This is a genomic window from Streptomyces sp. NPDC048606 (genome assembly GCF_040650855.1).
Taxonomy (GTDB): domain Bacteria; phylum Actinomycetota; class Actinomycetes; order Streptomycetales; family Streptomycetaceae; genus Streptomyces.
Genome location: NZ_JBEZIB010000011.1, coordinates 42032 through 58828, shown reverse-complemented (window position 1 = coordinate 58828; position 16797 = coordinate 42032). Strand labels below are relative to the sequence as shown.

Genomic DNA, 16797 nt, shown 5'->3' with positions numbered 1-16797 from the left:
GCACGCCGCACCCGCCCCGGACGGCACCCGCACCACCCGCACCACCCGCACCGCGTCACCCCGCTCCCGCGTCACCCCGCTCCCGCACGGCCCCGCCCGTCCCGGCCCGCCGCCCGTCCGCCCCGCGCCCCGCCCTCCGGAGGAGACATGCCCCCACTCGTACAAGCCGGCCAGGCGAACGGCGTCACCACGCTCACCCTCGACTCCCCGGCGAACCGCAACGCGCTCTCCACCGGACTCGTCGCCGAGCTGCGCGCCGCTCTCGCCGCCGCCGGCGCGGATCCCGAGGTCCGGGCCGTCGTCCTCACCCACACCGGCACCACCTTCTGCGCCGGAGCCGACCTGAAGTCCCCGTGCGCCCCCGCCGACTTCCTCGCCCTGCTGCGCGAGGTCGTCACGCTGCCCAAGCCCGTCGTCGCGCGCGTCACCGGACACGTGCGGGCCGGTGGCCTCGGGCTGCTCGGCGCCTGCGACATCGCCGCCGCCGGGCCCGCGTCCACGTACGCCTTCACCGAGACCCACCTGGGCCTGGCCCCGGCCGTGATCTCGATGCCGTTGCTGCCCCGCCTCGACCCGCGCGCGGCCTCCCGCTACCTGTTGACCGCCGAGGCCTTCGACGCCGCCGAGGCCGCCCGCGTCGGACTCCTCACCCTGCACACCGACGGGGACGTGGACGAGGCCCTCGCACCCGTCCTCGCCGGCCTGCGCAAGGCCGCACCGCAGGCCCTGGCCGAGACGAAGGCCCTGGTCAGCGCGCCGGTACGGGAGGCGCTGGAACGCGACGGCGCCCGCCTGGGCGAGCTGTCCGCCCGCCTCTTCGCCTCCGACGAGGCCCGCGAGGGCATCACCGCCCGCTTCGAGCGCCGGGACGCCGCATGGGTACGGTGACCGGCCCCAAGCAGGCCCGCAGCCGGGTCACCCGACGCCACCTCCTGGAGGCGGCCGTCTCCTGCCTCGCCGAACACGGCTGGGCCGGCTCCACCGTCGGCGTCGTCGCCGAACGCGCCGGCGTCTCGCGGGGCGCCGCGCAGCACCACTTCCCGACCCGCGAGGCCCTCTTCACGGCCGCCGTCGAGTACGTCGCCGAGGAGCGCTCCACCGCCCTGCGCGAGCTGTTCCACACCGCACCCGCACCCCGCCCGGCCGTGGTCGAGGCCCTCGTCGACCTGTACACGGGCGCCCTCTTCCGGGCCGCGCTGCAACTGTGGGTGGCCGCCTCCAACGAGGACCAGCTGCGCCCGCAGGTCACCGAGCTGGAGGCCCGCGTGGGCCGCGAGACCCACCGCATCGCCGTCGAGCTGCTGGGCGCCGACGAGTCCGTGCCCGGCGTACGGGAGACCGTGCAGGGCCTGCTCGACATGGCCCGGGGCCTGGGCCTGGCCAACGTCCTCACCGACGACACGGCCCGCCGGGCCCGCGTCGTCGCCCAGTGGTCCCGGATCCTGGACGCCGCCCTGACCTGACGCGACGGGGCGCCGCCCCCCGGTGCGGGGAGCGGCGCCCGTGGTCGCGCGCGGACCGTGCCGGATCAGGCGGTCGCGACGATGTCCGCGTAGCCCTCGATGTCGCGCGGGTCGCGCCGGCCGGGGCCGACGTAGCGCGCCGACGGGCGCACCAGGCGGCCGGTGCGCTTCTGCTCCAGGATGTGCGCGGACCAGCCGGCGGTGCGGGCGCAGCTGAACATGGAGGTGAACATGTGCGCCGGGACCTCCGCGAAGTCCAGCATGATCGCGGCCCAGAACTCCACGTTCGTGGCGAGGACCCGGTCGGGGCGGCGGGCGTGCAGCTCCTCCAGCGCGGCCTTCTCCAGGGCGGCGGCCACCTCGTAGCGCGGGGCGTCCAGCTCCTTCGCGGTGCGGCGCAGGACGCGGGCGCGCGGGTCCTCGGCCCGGTACACGCGGTGCCCGAAGCCCATCAGGCGCTCGCCCTGGTCCAGGGCCTTCTTCACGTACGCGACGGCGTCGCCGGTCCGCTCGATCTCCTCGATCATGCCGAGGACGCGCGAGGGGGCGCCGCCGTGCAGCGGGCCGGACATCGCGCCGACCGCGCCCGACAGGGCGGCGGCCACGTCGGCGCCGGTGGAGGCGATGACGCGGGCGGTGAAGGTGGAGGCGTTCATGCCGTGCTCGGCAGCCGAGGTCCAGTAGGCGTCCACGGCCTTGACGTGCTTGGGGTCGGGCTCGCCCCGCCAGCGGATCATGAACCGCTCGACGACGGAGTCGGCCTTGTCGATCTCGCGCTGCGGGACCATGGGCAGGCCCTGGCCGCGGGCGGACTGGGCGACGTAGGACAGGGCCATGACGGCGGCCCGCGCGAGGTCGTCGCGGGCGGTGGCCTCGTCGATGTCGAGCAGGGGTTTCAGGCCCCAGACCGGGGCGAGCATGGCGAGCGCGGACTGCACGTCGACGCGGATGTCGCCGGAGTGCACCGGGATCGGGAAGGGCTCGGCGGCCGGCAGGCCCGGGTTGAACGCTCCGTCGACCAGCAGGCCCCACACGTTCCCGAAGGAGACGTGGCCGACCAGGTCTTCGATGTCCACCCCCCGGTAGCGCAGCGACCCGCCTTCCTTGTCGGGCTCGGCGATCTCCGTCTCGAACGCGACGACCCCTTCGAGTCCGGGTACGAAATCGGACATCAGGCGGCTCCTCAGATAGTGCGAACACGCGCGGCTCCCGGCGTGATTCGCGGTCCGGCGCGGTCATCCCCGTTGATGCCCGGCACGGCCGATGGTCACCCTCGCGGGGCCCCTCGGACCGGCCCCAAGATTTTGTCCGTTCCGCTTGTGGTTCGGAAGCGTGACATACGGCACACCGGCCGCCGGTGTCCTGGTGCAGGATGGCGGCGTGACCCATCAGGACCTTGACCCCGCCGTCATGCGCAGGCAGTACCGCTCCGAGATCGTCCTGGAGGAGGGCCTCGCGGACGACCCGATGGCGCAGTTCGCCCGCTGGTTCCGGCAGGCGGCCGTCGCGCACGTCTTCGAACCGAACGCCATGATCGTCTCGACCGCCGACGCCGCCGGACGCCCCAGCTCCCGCACGGTGCTGCTGAAGCGGTTCGACGACCGGGGCTTCGTCTTCTTCACCAACTACGGATCCCGCAAGATGCGGGAGATCGACGAGAACCCGTTCGCCTCGCTCCTCTTCCCCTGGCACCCCATCGCCCGCCAGGTCGTCGTCACGGGCTCCGCCGAGCGGATCGGCCGCGACGAGACCGCCGCCTACTTCCGCTCCCGCCCGCACGGCTCGCAGCTGGGCGCCTGGGCGAGCGAGCAGTCCCGGGTGATCGGCTCGCGCGAGGAGCTGGACCGCCGCTACGCCGAGCTCGCGGAGCGCTACCCCGAGGGCGAGCAGGTGCCGGTGCCGCCCGAGTGGGGCGGGGTGCGGGTGGTGCCCGACGCGGTGGAGTTCTGGCAGGGGCACGAGAACCGCCTGCACGACCGGCTGCGCTACGTCGCGGACGACGGCGAGTGGCGGGTCGAGCGGCTCTGCCCGTAGGCCCTCGGGGCCGGGACGTCGGCGCCGGCCTCGGGCTCGGCGCCGGGAACGCAGACGACCCGCGGGCTCGGGTTCCTCTCCTGCAGTGAGAGGAGCCGGCCGGACGTGCCGGCGAGCCCGCGGGTCGGGTGACTGCTTGGGATTGGTACCGGGCTCTACGCCTGGCACCGCACTGGGTGCGTTGCTGACGACGGGCCCTAGCCCGCAGCCACCTCACGCGTCCGGTTTCCGTACATTTCGGGAACCACCTCCCTTCTCGTGTACGGCAGAGCCTAGGCCCGCCCCGGGAGCGCCTCAACCGATTTATCGGGGCGGGATTTCGACCTCCCGAAATGCCCTGCAACTTCCCTGTTTTGCAAGGGAGTTACTCCTTACACTGACCCTCCCGCACCGGGGCCGTCGGGGAGGGGTGTCATGAGCGCACGACTTCTGCCGCGCGAGTACCGCGTCCACGCCCGACAGATGACCGCCGTCTACGTCGCCGTCGGCATCGGCACACCCGGCGTCGCCCTGTCCGTCATGAACCTCGACGACGCCCCCGGCGGGGTGAAGGCCCTGGTCATGGCCGTGATCCTGGTCTTCTTCGGCTGGCTGGTGTGGGCGTCGAAGCGCTGCTCCACCTCCGCCGACCTCCAGGGGATCCGGGTCCGCCGCTTCACCCGGAGCCGCCGCCTGGCCTGGGAGGACGTCCAGGACATCCGGGCCGTGCCCCATCCGGGTGCCGCCCTGGCCGGGAGCGGGCCGAACCTGGTCTCGTACGCCTACGACTCCACCGGACGCCGCCTCCGGCTCGTGTACGTGGACGACGACCACGTGGACGTGCGGCGCGAGGTCGACGCCCTGCGCGCCGCCTGGGAGGAGCTGCGCGGCCCCGACTGGGAGGCCGAACCGCCGGCGCTGCGCCGCATGGACCGGCAGGCGGCGCGCGAGCGGCGGACGGTCGCCGCGCTGATGTGGGGCACGGTGGGGATCGTGGTGGCCTTCCTGGTCGCGATGGTCCTGCTGGTCACCGCCGACTGACGGCCGCCGCGGCGACCCGCGCGCACGACCGCCGCGGGCCGCCGGCCGGTATCGCACGGAACATTCCGGGACGATTCCGGGAAGTGCGTGTGGTGTGCGTCACGTTCCAGTTGAATGATCTGACGTGCCGCACACGCGAACACCTGCGGGGGGTGCCGGGTGAGTGCTTCCGGACGTGGTGAGACCACCGACGATCTGCTGGCAGCGCTGCTGGACGGGATGGACGCCGCCCTGTGCGCGTTCGACGCCGACGGCGTGATCACCCACTGGAACCGCGAGGCCGAGCGGATACTCGGCTGGTCCGCCGCCGAGGCCGTGGGCCGCCACGGGTTCGCCGGCTGGGCGGTGCGCCCCGCCGACGCCGACGACGTACAGGACCGGCTCATGGCGGCGCAGGACGCCCCGGGCCGGCGGGTCCACGAGTTCGCCCTGCTGACCAAGGACGGCGGCCGCGTCCTCGTGCGCACCCAGTCCGCCGGGGTGCCGGGCGCCGACGGGAAACCGGCCGGCGTGTACTGCGCCTTCAGCGAGGTCCACGCCCAGATCGACCTCGAACGCTCCATCGCCCTCAGCGAGGCGCTGATGGACGACGCCTCCTGGGGCGTCGTCCTCGTCGACGTCGACCTGCGCCCGGCCGTCGTCAACACCCACGCCGCCCGCGCCTTCGGGGCCGGCCGCGCCGCACTGCTCGGCCGGCCGCTCGGCGACCTGCTGGAACAGGGCGTCGAGGAACTGGAGGGCGCGCTCCAACACGTCCTCGCCGAGGGCGCGCCGCCCGCCCCGCTGGAGCTGTGGGTGTCCGTGCGCACCCCCGAGGGGGTGCGCCGGCGCTGCTGGCGGTCCGGGTTCCTGCGCCTGGCCTCCCCGCTCGCCGAGGAGCCGGTGCCGCTCGGGGTCGGCTGGCTGTTCCAGGACGTCACCGAGGGCCGGCAGGCCGAACTGGACACCGGGCAGCTGCGCTTCCGGGCCAACCAGCTCCACCGCGCCGGGCGGGCCGCCGCCGACTGCGAGGACCCGACCGAGGCCGCCGCCGTCCGCCTGGACTACGCGCTGGCCGGCTTCGCGGACCACGCGCTGGTCGACGTACTCGCGGCAGACTCGGGGCGCCGCCTCGTCCGCTCGACGCCCTCCCCGTCCGGACGGACGCTGACCCTGCCCGGCCCCGGCGCGATCCCGGTCCGCTACGAGAACGCGCACCCGGCGCTCCAGGCCCTGGACCGGATCGGCCCGGTCCGCGCCAGCGCCCCCGGGGCCCCCGGCGGCGAGGCGGCCGAGGCGTGGGCCCGCGCCCGAAGGTGGCCTTCGGGAGCGACGCACGCCCTGTGCACGGTGCTGCGCAGCCGCGGCCGGACCGTGGGCACGCTCACGTTCCTGCGCGGCCCCTCCCGGCCGGCGTTCGAGCGCGCGGACGCGCTGTACGCGGAGGAGGTCGCCGCCCGCGTCGCCGCCGACCTGGACCTGGCGGGACGCCCGGCGTAGCCGGCCCGGGGTCTCCCGCGAGCCGGTCGTGGGGCGGGCGGGGCGCTCAGTGCCGGAAGAAGATCCGGTCGCCGTACTCCTGCATCACGCGGCCGTTCCACTCGTGGCCGCCGTCCACGTTGCCCGAGCGCAGCAGCGGCGGCTCCAGGCCGCGCGCGGCGAGCTCGCCGGCCGCCGCCGCCATGACCGCCTGCATGATCGCGCTGGTGACCACGGTGGAGGCGGGGGCGAACGGGGCGTCGATGCCGTCGGCCGTCAGCTCGGCGTCACCGACCGCGATCTTGCTGTCGAGGACGATGTCGCAGTGGTCCTTCAGGTAGGTGCCCGAGACGTGCCGCGACCGGGTCTCCGTCGCGTACGCCAGGGAGGTCACGCCGATCACCTTGAGCCCGATCGCGCGGGCGTTCATGGCCATCTCGACCGGCAGCGCGTTGCGCCCCGAGAGGGAGATGATCACCAGTACGTCGCCGTCCGAGGCGGGGCTGCTGTCCAGAACCGCTCCGGCCAGACCGTCGACCCGCTCGAGGGCGCTGCCCAGTGTCGCCGGCATGACGTCGACGCCGGCGGTGCCGGGGACGGCGAGGAAGTTCATCAGCGCGAGTCCGCCGGCCCGGTAGACCACGTCCTGGGCGGGCAGCGAGGAGTGTCCGGCGCCGAACGCGAACAGTCGGTTCCCGGAGGCGACGGCCTCGGCGATGGCCGTTCCGGCCTCGGCGATCCGCGGGCCCTCCTCGTCGCGGACCCGCTCCAGCAGGCCGATGGCTGCGTCGAAGAACTGCCCGGCCAGCTTGCTCTCGCTCATACGCCGTAGGCCCTTCCAGATGCGGTGCGGTGGGGGTGCGTCGTGGTGTCCGCCGCTCACCGTGCGGTCTGGACCAAGGGCGTGTCAATACGGGCGTCAATCCCCGGACCGAGGTCCCGGGCGGCGGGGGCCGGACGGCCCGGGCCGGTGCGGGGGGAGATGTCCCGTACATGCCTTGACGCTCGGCGCGGGACGGTTGTCGGCCCGATGCGTCAGAATTGGGGGCAGGGCCAGCGCACGCAATCCGAGGGGCACGAATGTCCGGACTGATCGACACCACGGAGATGTACCTCCGCACCATTCTGGAACTGGAAGAGGAAGGTGTGGTCCCCATGCGCGCCCGGATCGCCGAGCGGCTCGACCAGAGCGGCCCGACGGTCAGCCAGACGGTCGCGCGCATGGAGCGCGACGGTCTGGTGGCGGTCGCCAGTGACCGGCACCTGGAACTGACCGACGAGGGCCGCAAGCTCGCCACCCGCGTCATGCGCAAGCACCGTCTCGCGGAGTGTCTCCTGGTCGACGTGATCGGCCTGGAGTGGGAGCAGGTGCACGCCGAGGCCTGCCGCTGGGAGCACGTGATGAGCGAGGCGGTGGAGCGGCGCGTGCTGGAGCTGCTGCGCCACCCGACCGAGTCGCCCTACGGGAACCCGATCCCGGGCCTGGAGGAGCTGGGCGAGAAGGCCGAGGCCGATCCGTTCCTGGAGGACGGCATGGTCAGCCTGTCCGAGCTGGACCCGGGCACCGAGGGCAAGACGGTGGTCGTCCGCCGGATCGGCGAGCCGATCCAGACGGACGCCCAGTTGATGTACACGCTGCGCCGGGCGGGCGTACAGCCCGGTTCGGTGGTGAGCGTGACGGAGTCCCCCGGCGGGGTGCTGGTCGGCAGTGGCGGTGAGGCGGCCGAACTGGACGCGGAGATCGCCTCGCACGTGTTCGTCGCCAAGCGCTGATCCCGCGTCCGGCGTCGGTCGACGCCGGGCCGGCCATGGGTGGAACGGTGGAAACGGAAGGTCCCGGCGCCTCGCGGCGCCGGGACCCGTCCTCCCCTGGTTGACCTGGAGCCCCGAGCTCTCAAGGTCATCCCCTTCGGACCGTCTTCCCCGAGCGGCCCGCCTCCCTGCTGAAAGGATCTCCATCGGCAGCGGCGGCCAATCCTTGAGCAAGGTCACTCGAAAGAGCGGTGTTGTCGGCGAGACGCCCGTTTTCGAATGCGGGTTCGATAGTCTGGCCGGGAGCGAAGGGGGTGCATCCGCGGTGGTACGACGCATCGATGTGACGGGGGCCGACGGCCTCCGCTTGGCCGCCTGGGAATTCCGCGAACCGCCGGAGGATCCCCGGACCCCCGGCGTCCTGTTACTCCACGGCCTGATGGGCCGCGCCCTCCACTGGGCCGACACCGCGCGCTGGCTCGGCGAGCACCGCCGGGTGGTCGCCCTCGACCAGCGCGGACACGGCCACAGCGACCGGCCGGAGGCCGGCGCGGACCCCGGACCCGACCCCGACCCCGGCCCCCACCCCGGCCCCCACTCCGTCCCCCGTCCCGGGCACCGCCCCGACCTCGACCCCGACCGCGGTCGCCGGCACCGTTCCGTTTACGGTCCGGCGTCGGGATCCCGCGCGGGCGGAGGACCGGGCTCAGGCCCGGATCCGGGCCCCGATGCCACGACCCCGCTGGGCCGCGAGGCCTTCGTGGCCGATGCCGAGGCCGCCGTCGAGCAGCTCGGCCTCGCCCCCGTGATCCTCGTGGGCCACTCCATGGGCGCCCTCACCGCCTGGCAGCTCGCCGCCCGCCGCCCCGACCTCGTCCGGGCCCTGGTCATCTGCGACATGCGGGCCTCCGCCCTGGGGGCGGCCTCGCAAGCGGAGTGGGAGGAATGGTTCCGCCGCTGGCCCCTGCCCTTCCCCACCCAGGACGCCGCCCGCCGCTGGTTCGGGGAGGACGACCCCCGGGTGGAGCGCCCCGACCCGGGCCGCGGCGCGTTCTTCGCCGAGGTCATGCACGAGGCCCCGGACGGCTGGCGCCCGCTGTTCTCCCGCGACCAGATGCTGACGGCCCGCGAGACGTGGGTGCACGACGCCCACTGGGAGGAGCTGGCCCAGGTCCGCTGCCCCACCCTCGTGGTCCGCGGGCTGGACGGCGAACTGGGCCGCGCGGAGGCCCAGGAGATGGTCCGCGTCCTGCCCGCCGGCCAGTACGCCGAGATCCCCGACGCCGGCCACTACCTCCACTACGACCAACCGGCCGCTTGGCGCGCGGCCCTCGAACCGTTCCTGGAGGGCATCACGGTCGCCACCCGCTGAATTCCCGCCGCGCACCCGCCGCACTTGAGACCCGTCACCGGCGAAAACCAGCCGCCGGTGACGGGTCGCCAACTCCGCCCACCCATGCGGGCGTTGCCGATCCGCCGCCATCGGGTACCTTGCAGCGACCGGGGACCGACCGCGACGCTGACGAGGCCGAGGCTGACGTGTGGGAACTGAGGGGGAGCGGAGCCGAGCCGCTGGAGGCGGACGATCCGCGCCGAATAGGGCCGATCCCGCTGGCGGGCAGGCTCGGATCCGGCGGTATGGGGCGGGTGTACCTCGGGGTGCACGAGGGCCGGTACGTGGCGGTGAAACAGCTGCTGGCCTCCGTCGTCGGTGAGGACGAGGACTTCCTGCGCCGCTTCGGGCACGAACTGGACAACCTCGCGCGGCTGCCCGCGCGGGCCACCGCACCGCTGCTCGCCGGCGACCGCACCGCGCGCCCGCCGTGGTTCGCCACCGCGTACGTCCCCGGGCTCACGCTCCGGCAGGCGGTCGAGCTGAACGCGGGCCCCCTGCCCGCGCCCGCCCTGTGGTCGCTGCTCCGCGAGGCCGCGGCGGGCCTCGCGGCCGTCCACGCGCTCGACATGGTGCACCGCGACCTGAAGCCGTCCAACGTCATGCTCACCCCCGACGGCGTCACCCTCATCGACTTCGGCGTGGCCCGCGCCGCCGAACAGAGCCAACTGACCCGGACCGGCATGGTCGTGGGCACGCCCGCCTACATGGCTCCCGAACAGGCCTCGGGCCGCCCGCTGAGCGGCGCGACGGACGTGTTCGCCCTGGGTTCCGTCCTCGCGTACGCGGCCTGCGGCCGGCCGCCGTTCGGCGAGGAGTCCGGGCACGGGGTGCTGTACCGGATCGTGCACGAGGAACCCGACCTGGAGCCGCTGCGGGAGGTGGACCCGGAGCTGGCCGGGGTCGTCGCGGACTGCCTCGCCAAGGAGCCCGCGGACCGGCCCACCGCCGCCGGACTCCTCGAACGCGCGGCCCGCCGAGGCCCCTCCGGCGCCTCCTCCGGTGCCCCGGCCGGCGCCCCGGTCTGGCCGGGCGCCGTCGCCGGGAGGCTGGCCGAACGGGCCGCGTTCGTCGCGACCGTCCGGGACCTCGACGTCCCCACCCTGCCCCTCGGCGGCGGCGCGGGCGCCCCGGACGCGGAGCCGCCCGCCGACGGGGCGCCGGAGGCCGCGGAGAAGCCCGCGGCCGCGGCCGTCGCGGACGCGCGGCGCCCCGAGCGGCGCCGCCACGACCGCCGGACCCGGATCCTGCTCGCCGTCGTCCCCGTCGTCGTGGTCGCGGGCGGCACCACGCTCGTCGTCCAGAACCTCCCGCACACCGGACCGCTCCGGGCCGGCGCGCCCGCGAGCCCGTCCGCGGGCGCCCCGGACCGGGCCGCCCCGCCCCCGGCGACGGGCTCCGGCACCCCCTCCCCGTCCGGCAGCCCCTCAGGGGTGCCCTCCGCCGGCCCGGGACAGGCGCAGGGACAGCCGCAGGGCCAGGTCCAGAGCCCGGCTCCCGAGGGGAACGCGGGCGCCGGCGGCGGCGCCCAAGGCCCGGCCGCCGGCGGCACGGGCAACGGCCCCGCCCCCGGACCGGGCCCCGGAACCGACCCCGGCCGACAGAACGGCGCGGGAGGCGGCGCGGGAGGTGGCGCAGGGGGTGGCACCGGCAACCCGGGAGGCACGCCCTCCGGTGGCAACGACCCGGCGCCGCCCACGGCCGCCCCGCCGAAGCCGCCCGCCCCGCCGTCCCGCCCCACCTCCGGCACGCACACCTTCCGCAACGGCGACAACGGGGAGTGCGTCACCCAGGTCTACGGCTCCTCGGACTCCGGCTCCTGCGCGGACGGCAGCGCGCGCTGGACCGCGCAACCCCGCTCCGACGGCGGCTTCAAGCTGAGGAACCAACAGTCCGGCGGCTGCCTGTACGCCAACTTCCTGGGCCAGGCCGTCTTCGTCGGGGACTGCGAGCAGGGCAATTCGATGGTGTGGCGGTGGACCTCGGACGGCGGCCTGCGCAACGACTTCAGCGGCGGCTGCCTCGACCTGCCGATGGCCGGCGGCCTGAACACCACGAGCTGCGCCGGCGAGGCCTCTCAGCGCTGGACCACGTAGCAGGCCCGGGCCGGCCGGTTCAGTCGGTCAGCGACAGGACGATCTTGCCGGTGGTGCGGCGGGTGTCGGCGCGCTCGTGCGCCTCGGCCACCCGCTCCAGCGGCAGCACCGCGTCGATCGCGGGCCGCAGCCGGCCGGCCCCGACCAGCGCCGCGATCTCCCGCATCCCCGCCGGGTCGGCCTCCACGGCCATGAACGCGGCCCGCAGGCCGAGCGGGCGGGCCCGTTCGGCGAGGTGGGCCTCGGCGGGGGAGGCGAGGGAGACCAGGAACCCGCCGGGGCGCAGGGCCTTCAGGGAGCGGGGCCCGTACTCCCCGCCGATCGTGTCGAGGACGACGTCGACCGGTGCGGTCGCCGTCTCGAACTCCGTGCGCGTGTAGTCGACGACCTCGTCCGCGCCCCACGCGCGCAGCAGGTCGTGCTTGGCGGCGCGGGCGGTCCCGATGACGTGGGCCCCGCGCGCCTTGGCGATCTGCACGGCGAGGTGGCCGACGCCGCCGGCCGCCGCGTGGACGAGCACCCGCTGTCCGGGCCGCACGTCGGCGGTGTCCACCAGCGCCTGCCAGGCGGTGAGCGCGGCCAGCGGCAGGGCCGCCGCCTCCACGTGGCTCAGCGCGGCCGGCTTGCGCACCAGGTGCCGGGCGGGGGAGGTGACGTACTCGGCGTACGTGCCCGCCGGGACGGGGTGGCGGGGCATGCCGAACACCTCGTCGCCGGGGGCGAGGGTGGTGACGCCGAGCCCGACCGCCTCGACCACCCCGGACAGGTCCCAGCCGAGCGGGACGATCTCGCCGGCGAGCCCGCCGGTGGCCCGGTGCCAGGAGTCCGTCGGGTTCACCCCGGCCGCGTGGACCCGTACGAGGACCTCGGCGACGGCGGGCTCGGGCCGTTCGGTCTCGACGACCTTCAGGACCTCGGGCCCGCCGAAGGTGTCCTGGCCGATCGCGCGCATCGTCTTGCCCATGGTTCGTTTCCCCTGCTCAGCGGGCCCTCGCGGCCCGGACGAGGACAAGATTTCCGCATCGGGGCAGGGGGAACGAGCGGCAAGAACGCCGACAACGGAACAGATCTTGCCAGTAGGATCCTGCCGTGCACCGCGTCGTCGTCCTCGCCCTCGAAGGCGTCTACCCCTTCGAGATGAGCATCCCCGCGAAGATCTTCGGCACGGCCGCCGGCCCGGCCGGGGAGCCGCTCTACGAGATCCTCACGTGCGGCCTCGACGGCGGCCCGGTGACCACGAGCGCCGACTTCACCATCGGCGTTTCCTACGGCCGCGAGGCCCTCGCCACGGCGGACACGCTCGTCATCCCGCCGTTCACCTGCGCCACCGGCGAGGAGCGCGACTGGCTGCCCGCCGAACTGGCCCGGGCCCTGGAACTGCTGCCACCGCACGCCCGCATCGTGTCGATCTGCACCGCCTCCTACGTCCTCGCCGCCGCCGGTCTCCTCGACGGCCGCCGCGCCACCACCCACTGGAACGCCGCCGCCGACTTCCAGCGGGCCTTCCCGGGCGTGGAGGTCGACGCGAAGGTGCTGTTCGTCGACGACGGGCGGGTGCTGACGGCGGCCGGTGTCGCCGCCGGGGTCGACCTGTGCCTGCACCTGCTGCGCCGCGACCACGGCAGCGAGATCGCCAACCGGGTGGCGAAGCTGTGCGTGGTCCCGCCGTGGCGGGCCGGCGGGCAGGCCCAGTACATCGAGAGCCCGATGCCGGAGCCGGAGGTCGCCACGACGGCGGCGACCCGCGCCTGGGCCCTGGAGCGGCTCCACCGGCCGCTTTCCCTGGCGGAGTTGGCGCGGCACGCCCGGATGAGCGTGCGGACCTTCTGCCGGCGGTTCGGGGAGGAGGTCGGCATGCCGCCGGGGCAGTGGCTGGCCCAGCGGCGCGTGGACCACGCCCGGCGGCTGCTGGAGACCACGGAACTGCCGGTCGACGAGGTCGCCGCCCACGCGGGCTTCGGTACGGCCGTCTCCCTGCGCCGGCACCTGTCGGACGCGATCGGCGTCTCCCCGACGGCCTACCGCCGCTCCTTCCGCGCGAGCTGACCGCGCGCGCGGCGCGCCGCGCGTACGGGACACCGCGTACCGCCCCGCGCGTACGGCGCGCCACACGCACCGCGCGCTCTAGGGGTTGTTCGGCAGCCAGCCCTGCTGGACCGCGCGGACCCCGAACTCGAAGCGACTGACCGCGCCCAGACGTTCCATCAGCCCGCCCGCCAGTCGGCGGGCCGTGCGCGGGGACACCGCCAGGCGCTTGGCGATGGCCTCGTCCGTCAGGCCCTGCGCCAACAGCCTGATCACGGTGGCCTCCTGCGCCGTGAGCGCCCCCTCGGCGCGGTCCTGCGCCACGCCCAGCGGGCGCGCGCCCGACCACACGTTCTCGAAGAGCGCGCACAGCGCGGTCAGCGTGCCGTTCCCCGTGAGGATCACCGCTCCGGCGGCGCTGTCGTCGGTGCTCACCGGGATCACCGCCGTGGAACGGTCGAAGATCATCATCCGGGTCGGCAGGTCCGGGGAGGTCCGCACCTCGCCGCCCAGCTCGGTCAGCCACGTCGCGTACGCCACGTTCGGCCGGCTGTTGCGCACGCTGTCCTGGAACAGCGAGCGCATCCGGATCCCCCGGCCCAGCAGCGCCTCGTCGGTCGGCTTCGACGCCTCCAGGGTCTGCGGGTGCTGGCCGCCGCCCGGCGCGAAGGTCATCAGCTCCGTCTGCGCGCCACGCGCCAGGGCAGTGATCCGGTTGCGGATCTCGTCCAGGCCGACGAGCTGGTCGACCCCCGGGCTGGTGGTCGCCGGCGTGAGGTCCGCGAACTCGGCGATGAGCTGCGCCGCCGCCGCGCGCGAGGCCTCGATGCGCAGTTGCTGGGCCGCCAGTTCGGCCTGCTGGCGGGCCATCAGGATCTCCATGCCGACCTCGGGCGAGACGGCGCGCAGCTCCCCGGCCTGTTCGTAGGACGGCCGGATCAGGGACAGTTCGCTGAGGGTGTCGAGGGCGCGGCGGACGTCGTCCTCGGGCGTGTCGAGGTGCGCGGCGAGGGCTTTGACCCCCTCGCGCGGGTACGCGAGCATCGCTCGGTAGACGGCCTCGGTGGTCGCGTCGAGGCCAAGTGTGGCTAGCACAGCGGTTCCCCCCGTGTGACCTTTGATCAAGGTGAGCGCATCATCGCACGCGGTGATCGGGTGGACCAGCGGCCGGCCGCTTCCGGCCAGGGCCCCAACCGTCCACACCGGCGGCTTCGACCGGGGCGGTCCGACCGCCACAGTGGGGCGCATGTACCTCGTTCACGTGGGCGTCCGCGCCCCCTTCGGTGCTGCCCGACTCGCCCCGGACGTGGCGGGTTCGATCCGCGCCCTCGCCGAGGCGGACGAGGACGGCCCGGTCGAGCACGTGTCGGCGCACCCGTACGCGCTGCCCGACCCCGTGGTGGGGGTGTACGTCCTCGCCGACACCCTGGGCGAGGCGGAGCGGCGTACGGAGGCCCTCTGCCGGCGCGCCGTGCGGGACGTACGGGCCCTGCGCGGCTGGCACGTCACCGGCGTCGGGGTCCCCCTCCTCGCGCCGTACCTCGCGGAGCTCGCGCGGGCCGTCCCCGGAGCCGGCGGCCGGATCGGGCCAGGGCCGTTTCCGTCCACCCGAAAGCCCTTCCGACCCCTTTGAGCCACGGCGAGGCTGGGACCACCGGAAGGGCGGGGGCCCGACCGGAGCCACCGGACGAGGCGTCACCGCGGGACGCGGCGCCGGGGCGACCACCCGTCAGCGTTCCCCGAAGGGCACTCCCATGCTGCGTACCCGTTCCGCCCAGGCCGCCGCGGCCGGCTCGCTCACCACCGCCTGGGAGTAGCCCCCGGGGCCCCGCGTCCTTCCCTTCACACCTCACTCATGGAGCCCCGCCATGTCCCGCCTCAAGACGATCGCCATCCGCCTCGCCTCGACCTCGGCCGTGGCCGCGACCGCCCTCACGATGGTCACCGCCGCTCCCGCCGCCGCCGACTCCCTCGGCGGCGCCATAGCCGCCACCGCCCGCGGCGAGGAGGGCAACGGTGCCTGCGCCCACGGCGGTTACGTGGGCGGCCCCAACCAGAACAGCAGCTGTGTGAACGGCCGGACCGCCCACGCCTGGTGCGCCGACTTCGCCGGCTGGGTCTGGGCCCGCAACGGCGTCAGGAACCTGGGCACCCTCAGCGACCTGGCCCTGTCCTTCTACACGTACGGCGAGAAGAACGGCACGCTCTCCTCCACCCCGCACGTCGGCGACGCCGTCGTCTTCAACTACGGCGGCGGCTACTCCGACGACCACGTGGCCCTCGTGACCGGCTTCGACGGCACCACCGTCACCTTCACCGGCGGCAACCAGGGCGGCGGTCAGGGCCGGGTCACCACCAACCGCACGTCCAGTTGGCGCGTGGGCCAGGTCCCGTGGGGCAGTCAGCGGATCAGCGGCTACATCTCGCCCGCCGGCAGCAACGCCCCCTCCTACCCGAACCCGGCCTCGCTGGCCGCCGGCACCCTCGTGAAGTCGCCCGCCGGCCCCGCCGTCAAGGTGATGATCGAGGGCGCGGGCGTCCCGGTGGCCGCCTCCGACGTCACGCCCGGCAAGTACGACCTGAGCCGGATCGTGACGATCGACGACGCGGCCTTCCGCTCCCTGGCCAGTGCCCCGCCGGCGGGCACCGTCGTCCACGACCAGGCCGGCGGCGCCGACCGCTACGTGGTGATCGACGGCGCGGCCCTGCGGATCGGCGCCGAGGACTGGACCGCCGCGGGGTACGACCAGCGCCGCGACATGGGCGTCCCGTCCGCCTGGCTGAGCGAGGCCCGGCAGCGCGACATGGCCTCCGGCCTCGTGGTGATGGATCAGACGGGCAAGGACCCCGCCCGCTACGTGATGGTCGACGGCGCCGCGCTGCACATCTCCGCCGAGGAGTGGACGGCCGACCGGTACAACGAGCGCATGCTCATGGGCGTGCCCGGCGAATGGCTCCGGGCGGCCGTCGCCAAGGCCCCCGGCAACGGCACCGTCGTCATGAACCAGAACGACCGGGACCCGGCCCGGTACGTGATGGTGGGCGGCTCGGCCCTGCACATCTCCGCCGAGGAGTGGACGGCCCACGGCTACGACCGGCGCCCGCTCATGGGCGTCCCCGGCTCCTGGCTCGGCGCCTCCGTCGCCAAGCGGATCCCCGACGGCACCATCGTCAAGGACGTCTCGGGCGCCGACGCGACCGTCTTCGTCACCGCCGGGGGCAAGGCCGTCCCGCTGACCCACGCGGACTTCACCGGCCTCGGCTACGACAAGCGGCCGCTGGAGGCCGTCCCCGGCGCCTGGCTGACCACCGCGCGGGACAAGGCGGCCCCGGCCGACGGCACGATGCTCCTCTCCCCGGGCGACAACACCGTCTGGGAGGTCGTCGCCGGCCGCAAGCGGGCCATGAGCGCCGACGAGTTCGGGCCCGGCAAGCGCGCCTGGACCGACATCGTCTCCGTCCCGGCCGCCTTCACCGCCTCCGTGCCGACCGCCTCCTGACCCCGGGAACGCGAACGGGGCCGGTCACCGCTCCCCGAAAGGAGCGGCGACCGGCC

General features: G+C 74.7%; 15 protein-coding genes. 11 read left to right on the top strand and 4 right to left on the bottom strand.

Features of this window, described 5'->3' with window-relative positions; genetic code table 11:
- Positions 1–147 precede the first annotated feature (147 nt).
- Complete coding sequence (locus AB0D01_RS14300) at positions 148–888, top strand: enoyl-CoA hydratase family protein (RefSeq protein ID WP_363055449.1); 741 nt, start codon at positions 148–150, stop codon at positions 886–888.
- Positions 876–1463 (top strand): TetR/AcrR family transcriptional regulator, encoded by a 588-nt coding sequence (locus AB0D01_RS14295; protein WP_363055448.1) that lies wholly within the window; start codon positions 876–878, stop codon positions 1461–1463. Before AB0D01_RS14300 ends, AB0D01_RS14295 begins: the two co-directional genes overlap by 13 nt.
- Before the next feature lie 65 nt (positions 1464–1528).
- On the opposite strand, the gene AB0D01_RS14290 is transcribed toward AB0D01_RS14295, so the two are convergent.
- On the bottom strand, positions 1529–2635 hold the full coding sequence (locus AB0D01_RS14290; RefSeq protein WP_363055447.1) for a citrate synthase 2: 1107 nt from the start codon (positions 2633–2635) through the stop codon (positions 1529–1531).
- Positions 2636–2873: 238 nt separating this feature from the next.
- Between AB0D01_RS14290 and pdxH the strand changes: the two genes are divergently transcribed.
- The 3 genes from pdxH to AB0D01_RS14275 all read left to right on the top strand — a co-directional run bounded on the left by pdxH (position 2874) and on the right by AB0D01_RS14275 (position 5996).
- Complete coding sequence (pdxH, locus tag AB0D01_RS14285; protein ID WP_363055605.1) at positions 2874–3497, top strand: pyridoxamine 5'-phosphate oxidase; 624 nt, start codon at positions 2874–2876, stop codon at positions 3495–3497.
- Positions 3498–3911: 414 nt separating this feature from the next.
- Entirely contained in the window at positions 3912–4517 is a 606-nt protein-coding gene (locus AB0D01_RS14280; protein ID WP_363055446.1) for a PH domain-containing protein, read from the top strand.
- 159 nt (positions 4518–4676) lie between these two features.
- Complete coding sequence (locus tag AB0D01_RS14275; RefSeq protein WP_363055445.1) at positions 4677–5996, top strand: PAS domain-containing protein; 1320 nt, start codon at positions 4677–4679, stop codon at positions 5994–5996.
- Between the two features lie 46 nt (positions 5997–6042).
- On the opposite strand, the gene AB0D01_RS14270 is transcribed toward AB0D01_RS14275, so the two are convergent.
- Positions 6043–6798, bottom strand: coding sequence for an SIS domain-containing protein (locus AB0D01_RS14270; protein WP_363055444.1), 756 nt, complete (start codon positions 6796–6798; stop codon positions 6043–6045).
- 257 nt (positions 6799–7055) lie between these two features.
- Here AB0D01_RS14270 and AB0D01_RS14265 point away from each other — a divergent pair, with 257 nt between their 5' ends.
- From AB0D01_RS14265 to AB0D01_RS14255, 3 genes are all read left to right on the top strand, one after another.
- On the top strand, positions 7056–7748 hold the full coding sequence (locus AB0D01_RS14265) for a metal-dependent transcriptional regulator (RefSeq protein WP_363055443.1): 693 nt from the start codon (positions 7056–7058) through the stop codon (positions 7746–7748).
- Positions 7749–8052: 304 nt separating this feature from the next.
- Positions 8053–9099 carry an alpha/beta hydrolase gene (locus AB0D01_RS14260; protein ID WP_363055442.1) on the top strand — a complete coding sequence of 349 codons (1047 nt, stop codon included), beginning with the start codon at positions 8053–8055 and terminating at the stop codon, positions 9097–9099.
- A 167-nt stretch (positions 9100–9266) separates the two neighbouring features.
- Entirely contained in the window at positions 9267–11216 is a 1950-nt protein-coding gene (locus AB0D01_RS14255) for a serine/threonine protein kinase (RefSeq protein ID WP_363055604.1), read from the top strand.
- Between the two features lie 19 nt (positions 11217–11235).
- On the opposite strand, the gene AB0D01_RS14250 is transcribed toward AB0D01_RS14255, so the two are convergent.
- Positions 11236–12180 (bottom strand): NADP-dependent oxidoreductase, encoded by a 945-nt coding sequence (locus tag AB0D01_RS14250; RefSeq protein ID WP_363055441.1) that lies wholly within the window; start codon positions 12178–12180, stop codon positions 11236–11238.
- Positions 12181–12305: 125 nt separating this feature from the next.
- Between AB0D01_RS14250 and AB0D01_RS14245 the strand changes: the two genes are divergently transcribed.
- A complete protein-coding gene (locus tag AB0D01_RS14245; RefSeq protein ID WP_363055440.1) occupies positions 12306–13262 on the top strand; it encodes a helix-turn-helix domain-containing protein in 957 nt (318 codons plus the stop codon).
- Between the two features lie 78 nt (positions 13263–13340).
- On the opposite strand, the gene AB0D01_RS14240 is transcribed toward AB0D01_RS14245, so the two are convergent.
- A complete protein-coding gene (locus AB0D01_RS14240; protein WP_363055439.1) occupies positions 13341–14336 on the bottom strand; it encodes a LuxR C-terminal-related transcriptional regulator in 996 nt (331 codons plus the stop codon).
- Between the two features lie 151 nt (positions 14337–14487).
- Here AB0D01_RS14240 and AB0D01_RS14235 point away from each other — a divergent pair, with 151 nt between their 5' ends.
- Together AB0D01_RS14235 and AB0D01_RS14230 are read left to right on the top strand one after the other, a co-directional pair.
- Complete coding sequence (locus AB0D01_RS14235) at positions 14488–14874, top strand: hypothetical protein (RefSeq protein WP_363055438.1); 387 nt, start codon at positions 14488–14490, stop codon at positions 14872–14874.
- 235 nt (positions 14875–15109) lie between these two features.
- Positions 15110–16741, top strand: coding sequence for a CHAP domain-containing protein (locus AB0D01_RS14230; protein WP_363055437.1), 1632 nt, complete (start codon positions 15110–15112; stop codon positions 16739–16741).
- Positions 16742–16797: the final 56 nt, after the last annotated feature.

What these genes read in the sequence shown, in the direction of transcription:
- AB0D01_RS14300 (WP_363055449.1), top strand. Translation starts at nt 148, where the DNA reads ATGCCCCCACTCGTACAAGCCGGCCAGGCGAACGGCGTCACCACGCTC.
- AB0D01_RS14295 (WP_363055448.1), top strand. Translation starts at nt 876, where the DNA reads ATGGGTACGGTGACCGGCCCCAAGCAGGCCCGCAGCCGGGTCACCCGA.
- AB0D01_RS14290 (WP_363055447.1), bottom strand. Translation starts at nt 2,635, where the DNA reads ATGTCCGATTTCGTACCCGGACTCGAAGGGGTCGTCGCGTTCGAGACG.
- pdxH (WP_363055605.1), top strand. Translation starts at nt 2,874, where the DNA reads ATGCGCAGGCAGTACCGCTCCGAGATCGTCCTGGAGGAGGGCCTCGCG.
- AB0D01_RS14280 (WP_363055446.1), top strand. Translation starts at nt 3,912, where the DNA reads ATGAGCGCACGACTTCTGCCGCGCGAGTACCGCGTCCACGCCCGACAG.
- AB0D01_RS14270 (WP_363055444.1), bottom strand. Translation starts at nt 6,798, where the DNA reads ATGAGCGAGAGCAAGCTGGCCGGGCAGTTCTTCGACGCAGCCATCGGC.
- AB0D01_RS14265 (WP_363055443.1), top strand. Translation starts at nt 7,056, where the DNA reads ATGTCCGGACTGATCGACACCACGGAGATGTACCTCCGCACCATTCTG.
- AB0D01_RS14250 (WP_363055441.1), bottom strand. Translation starts at nt 12,180, where the DNA reads ATGGGCAAGACGATGCGCGCGATCGGCCAGGACACCTTCGGCGGGCCC.
- AB0D01_RS14235 (WP_363055438.1), top strand. Translation starts at nt 14,488, where the DNA reads ATGTACCTCGTTCACGTGGGCGTCCGCGCCCCCTTCGGTGCTGCCCGA.
- AB0D01_RS14230 (WP_363055437.1), top strand. Translation starts at nt 15,110, where the DNA reads ATGTCCCGCCTCAAGACGATCGCCATCCGCCTCGCCTCGACCTCGGCC.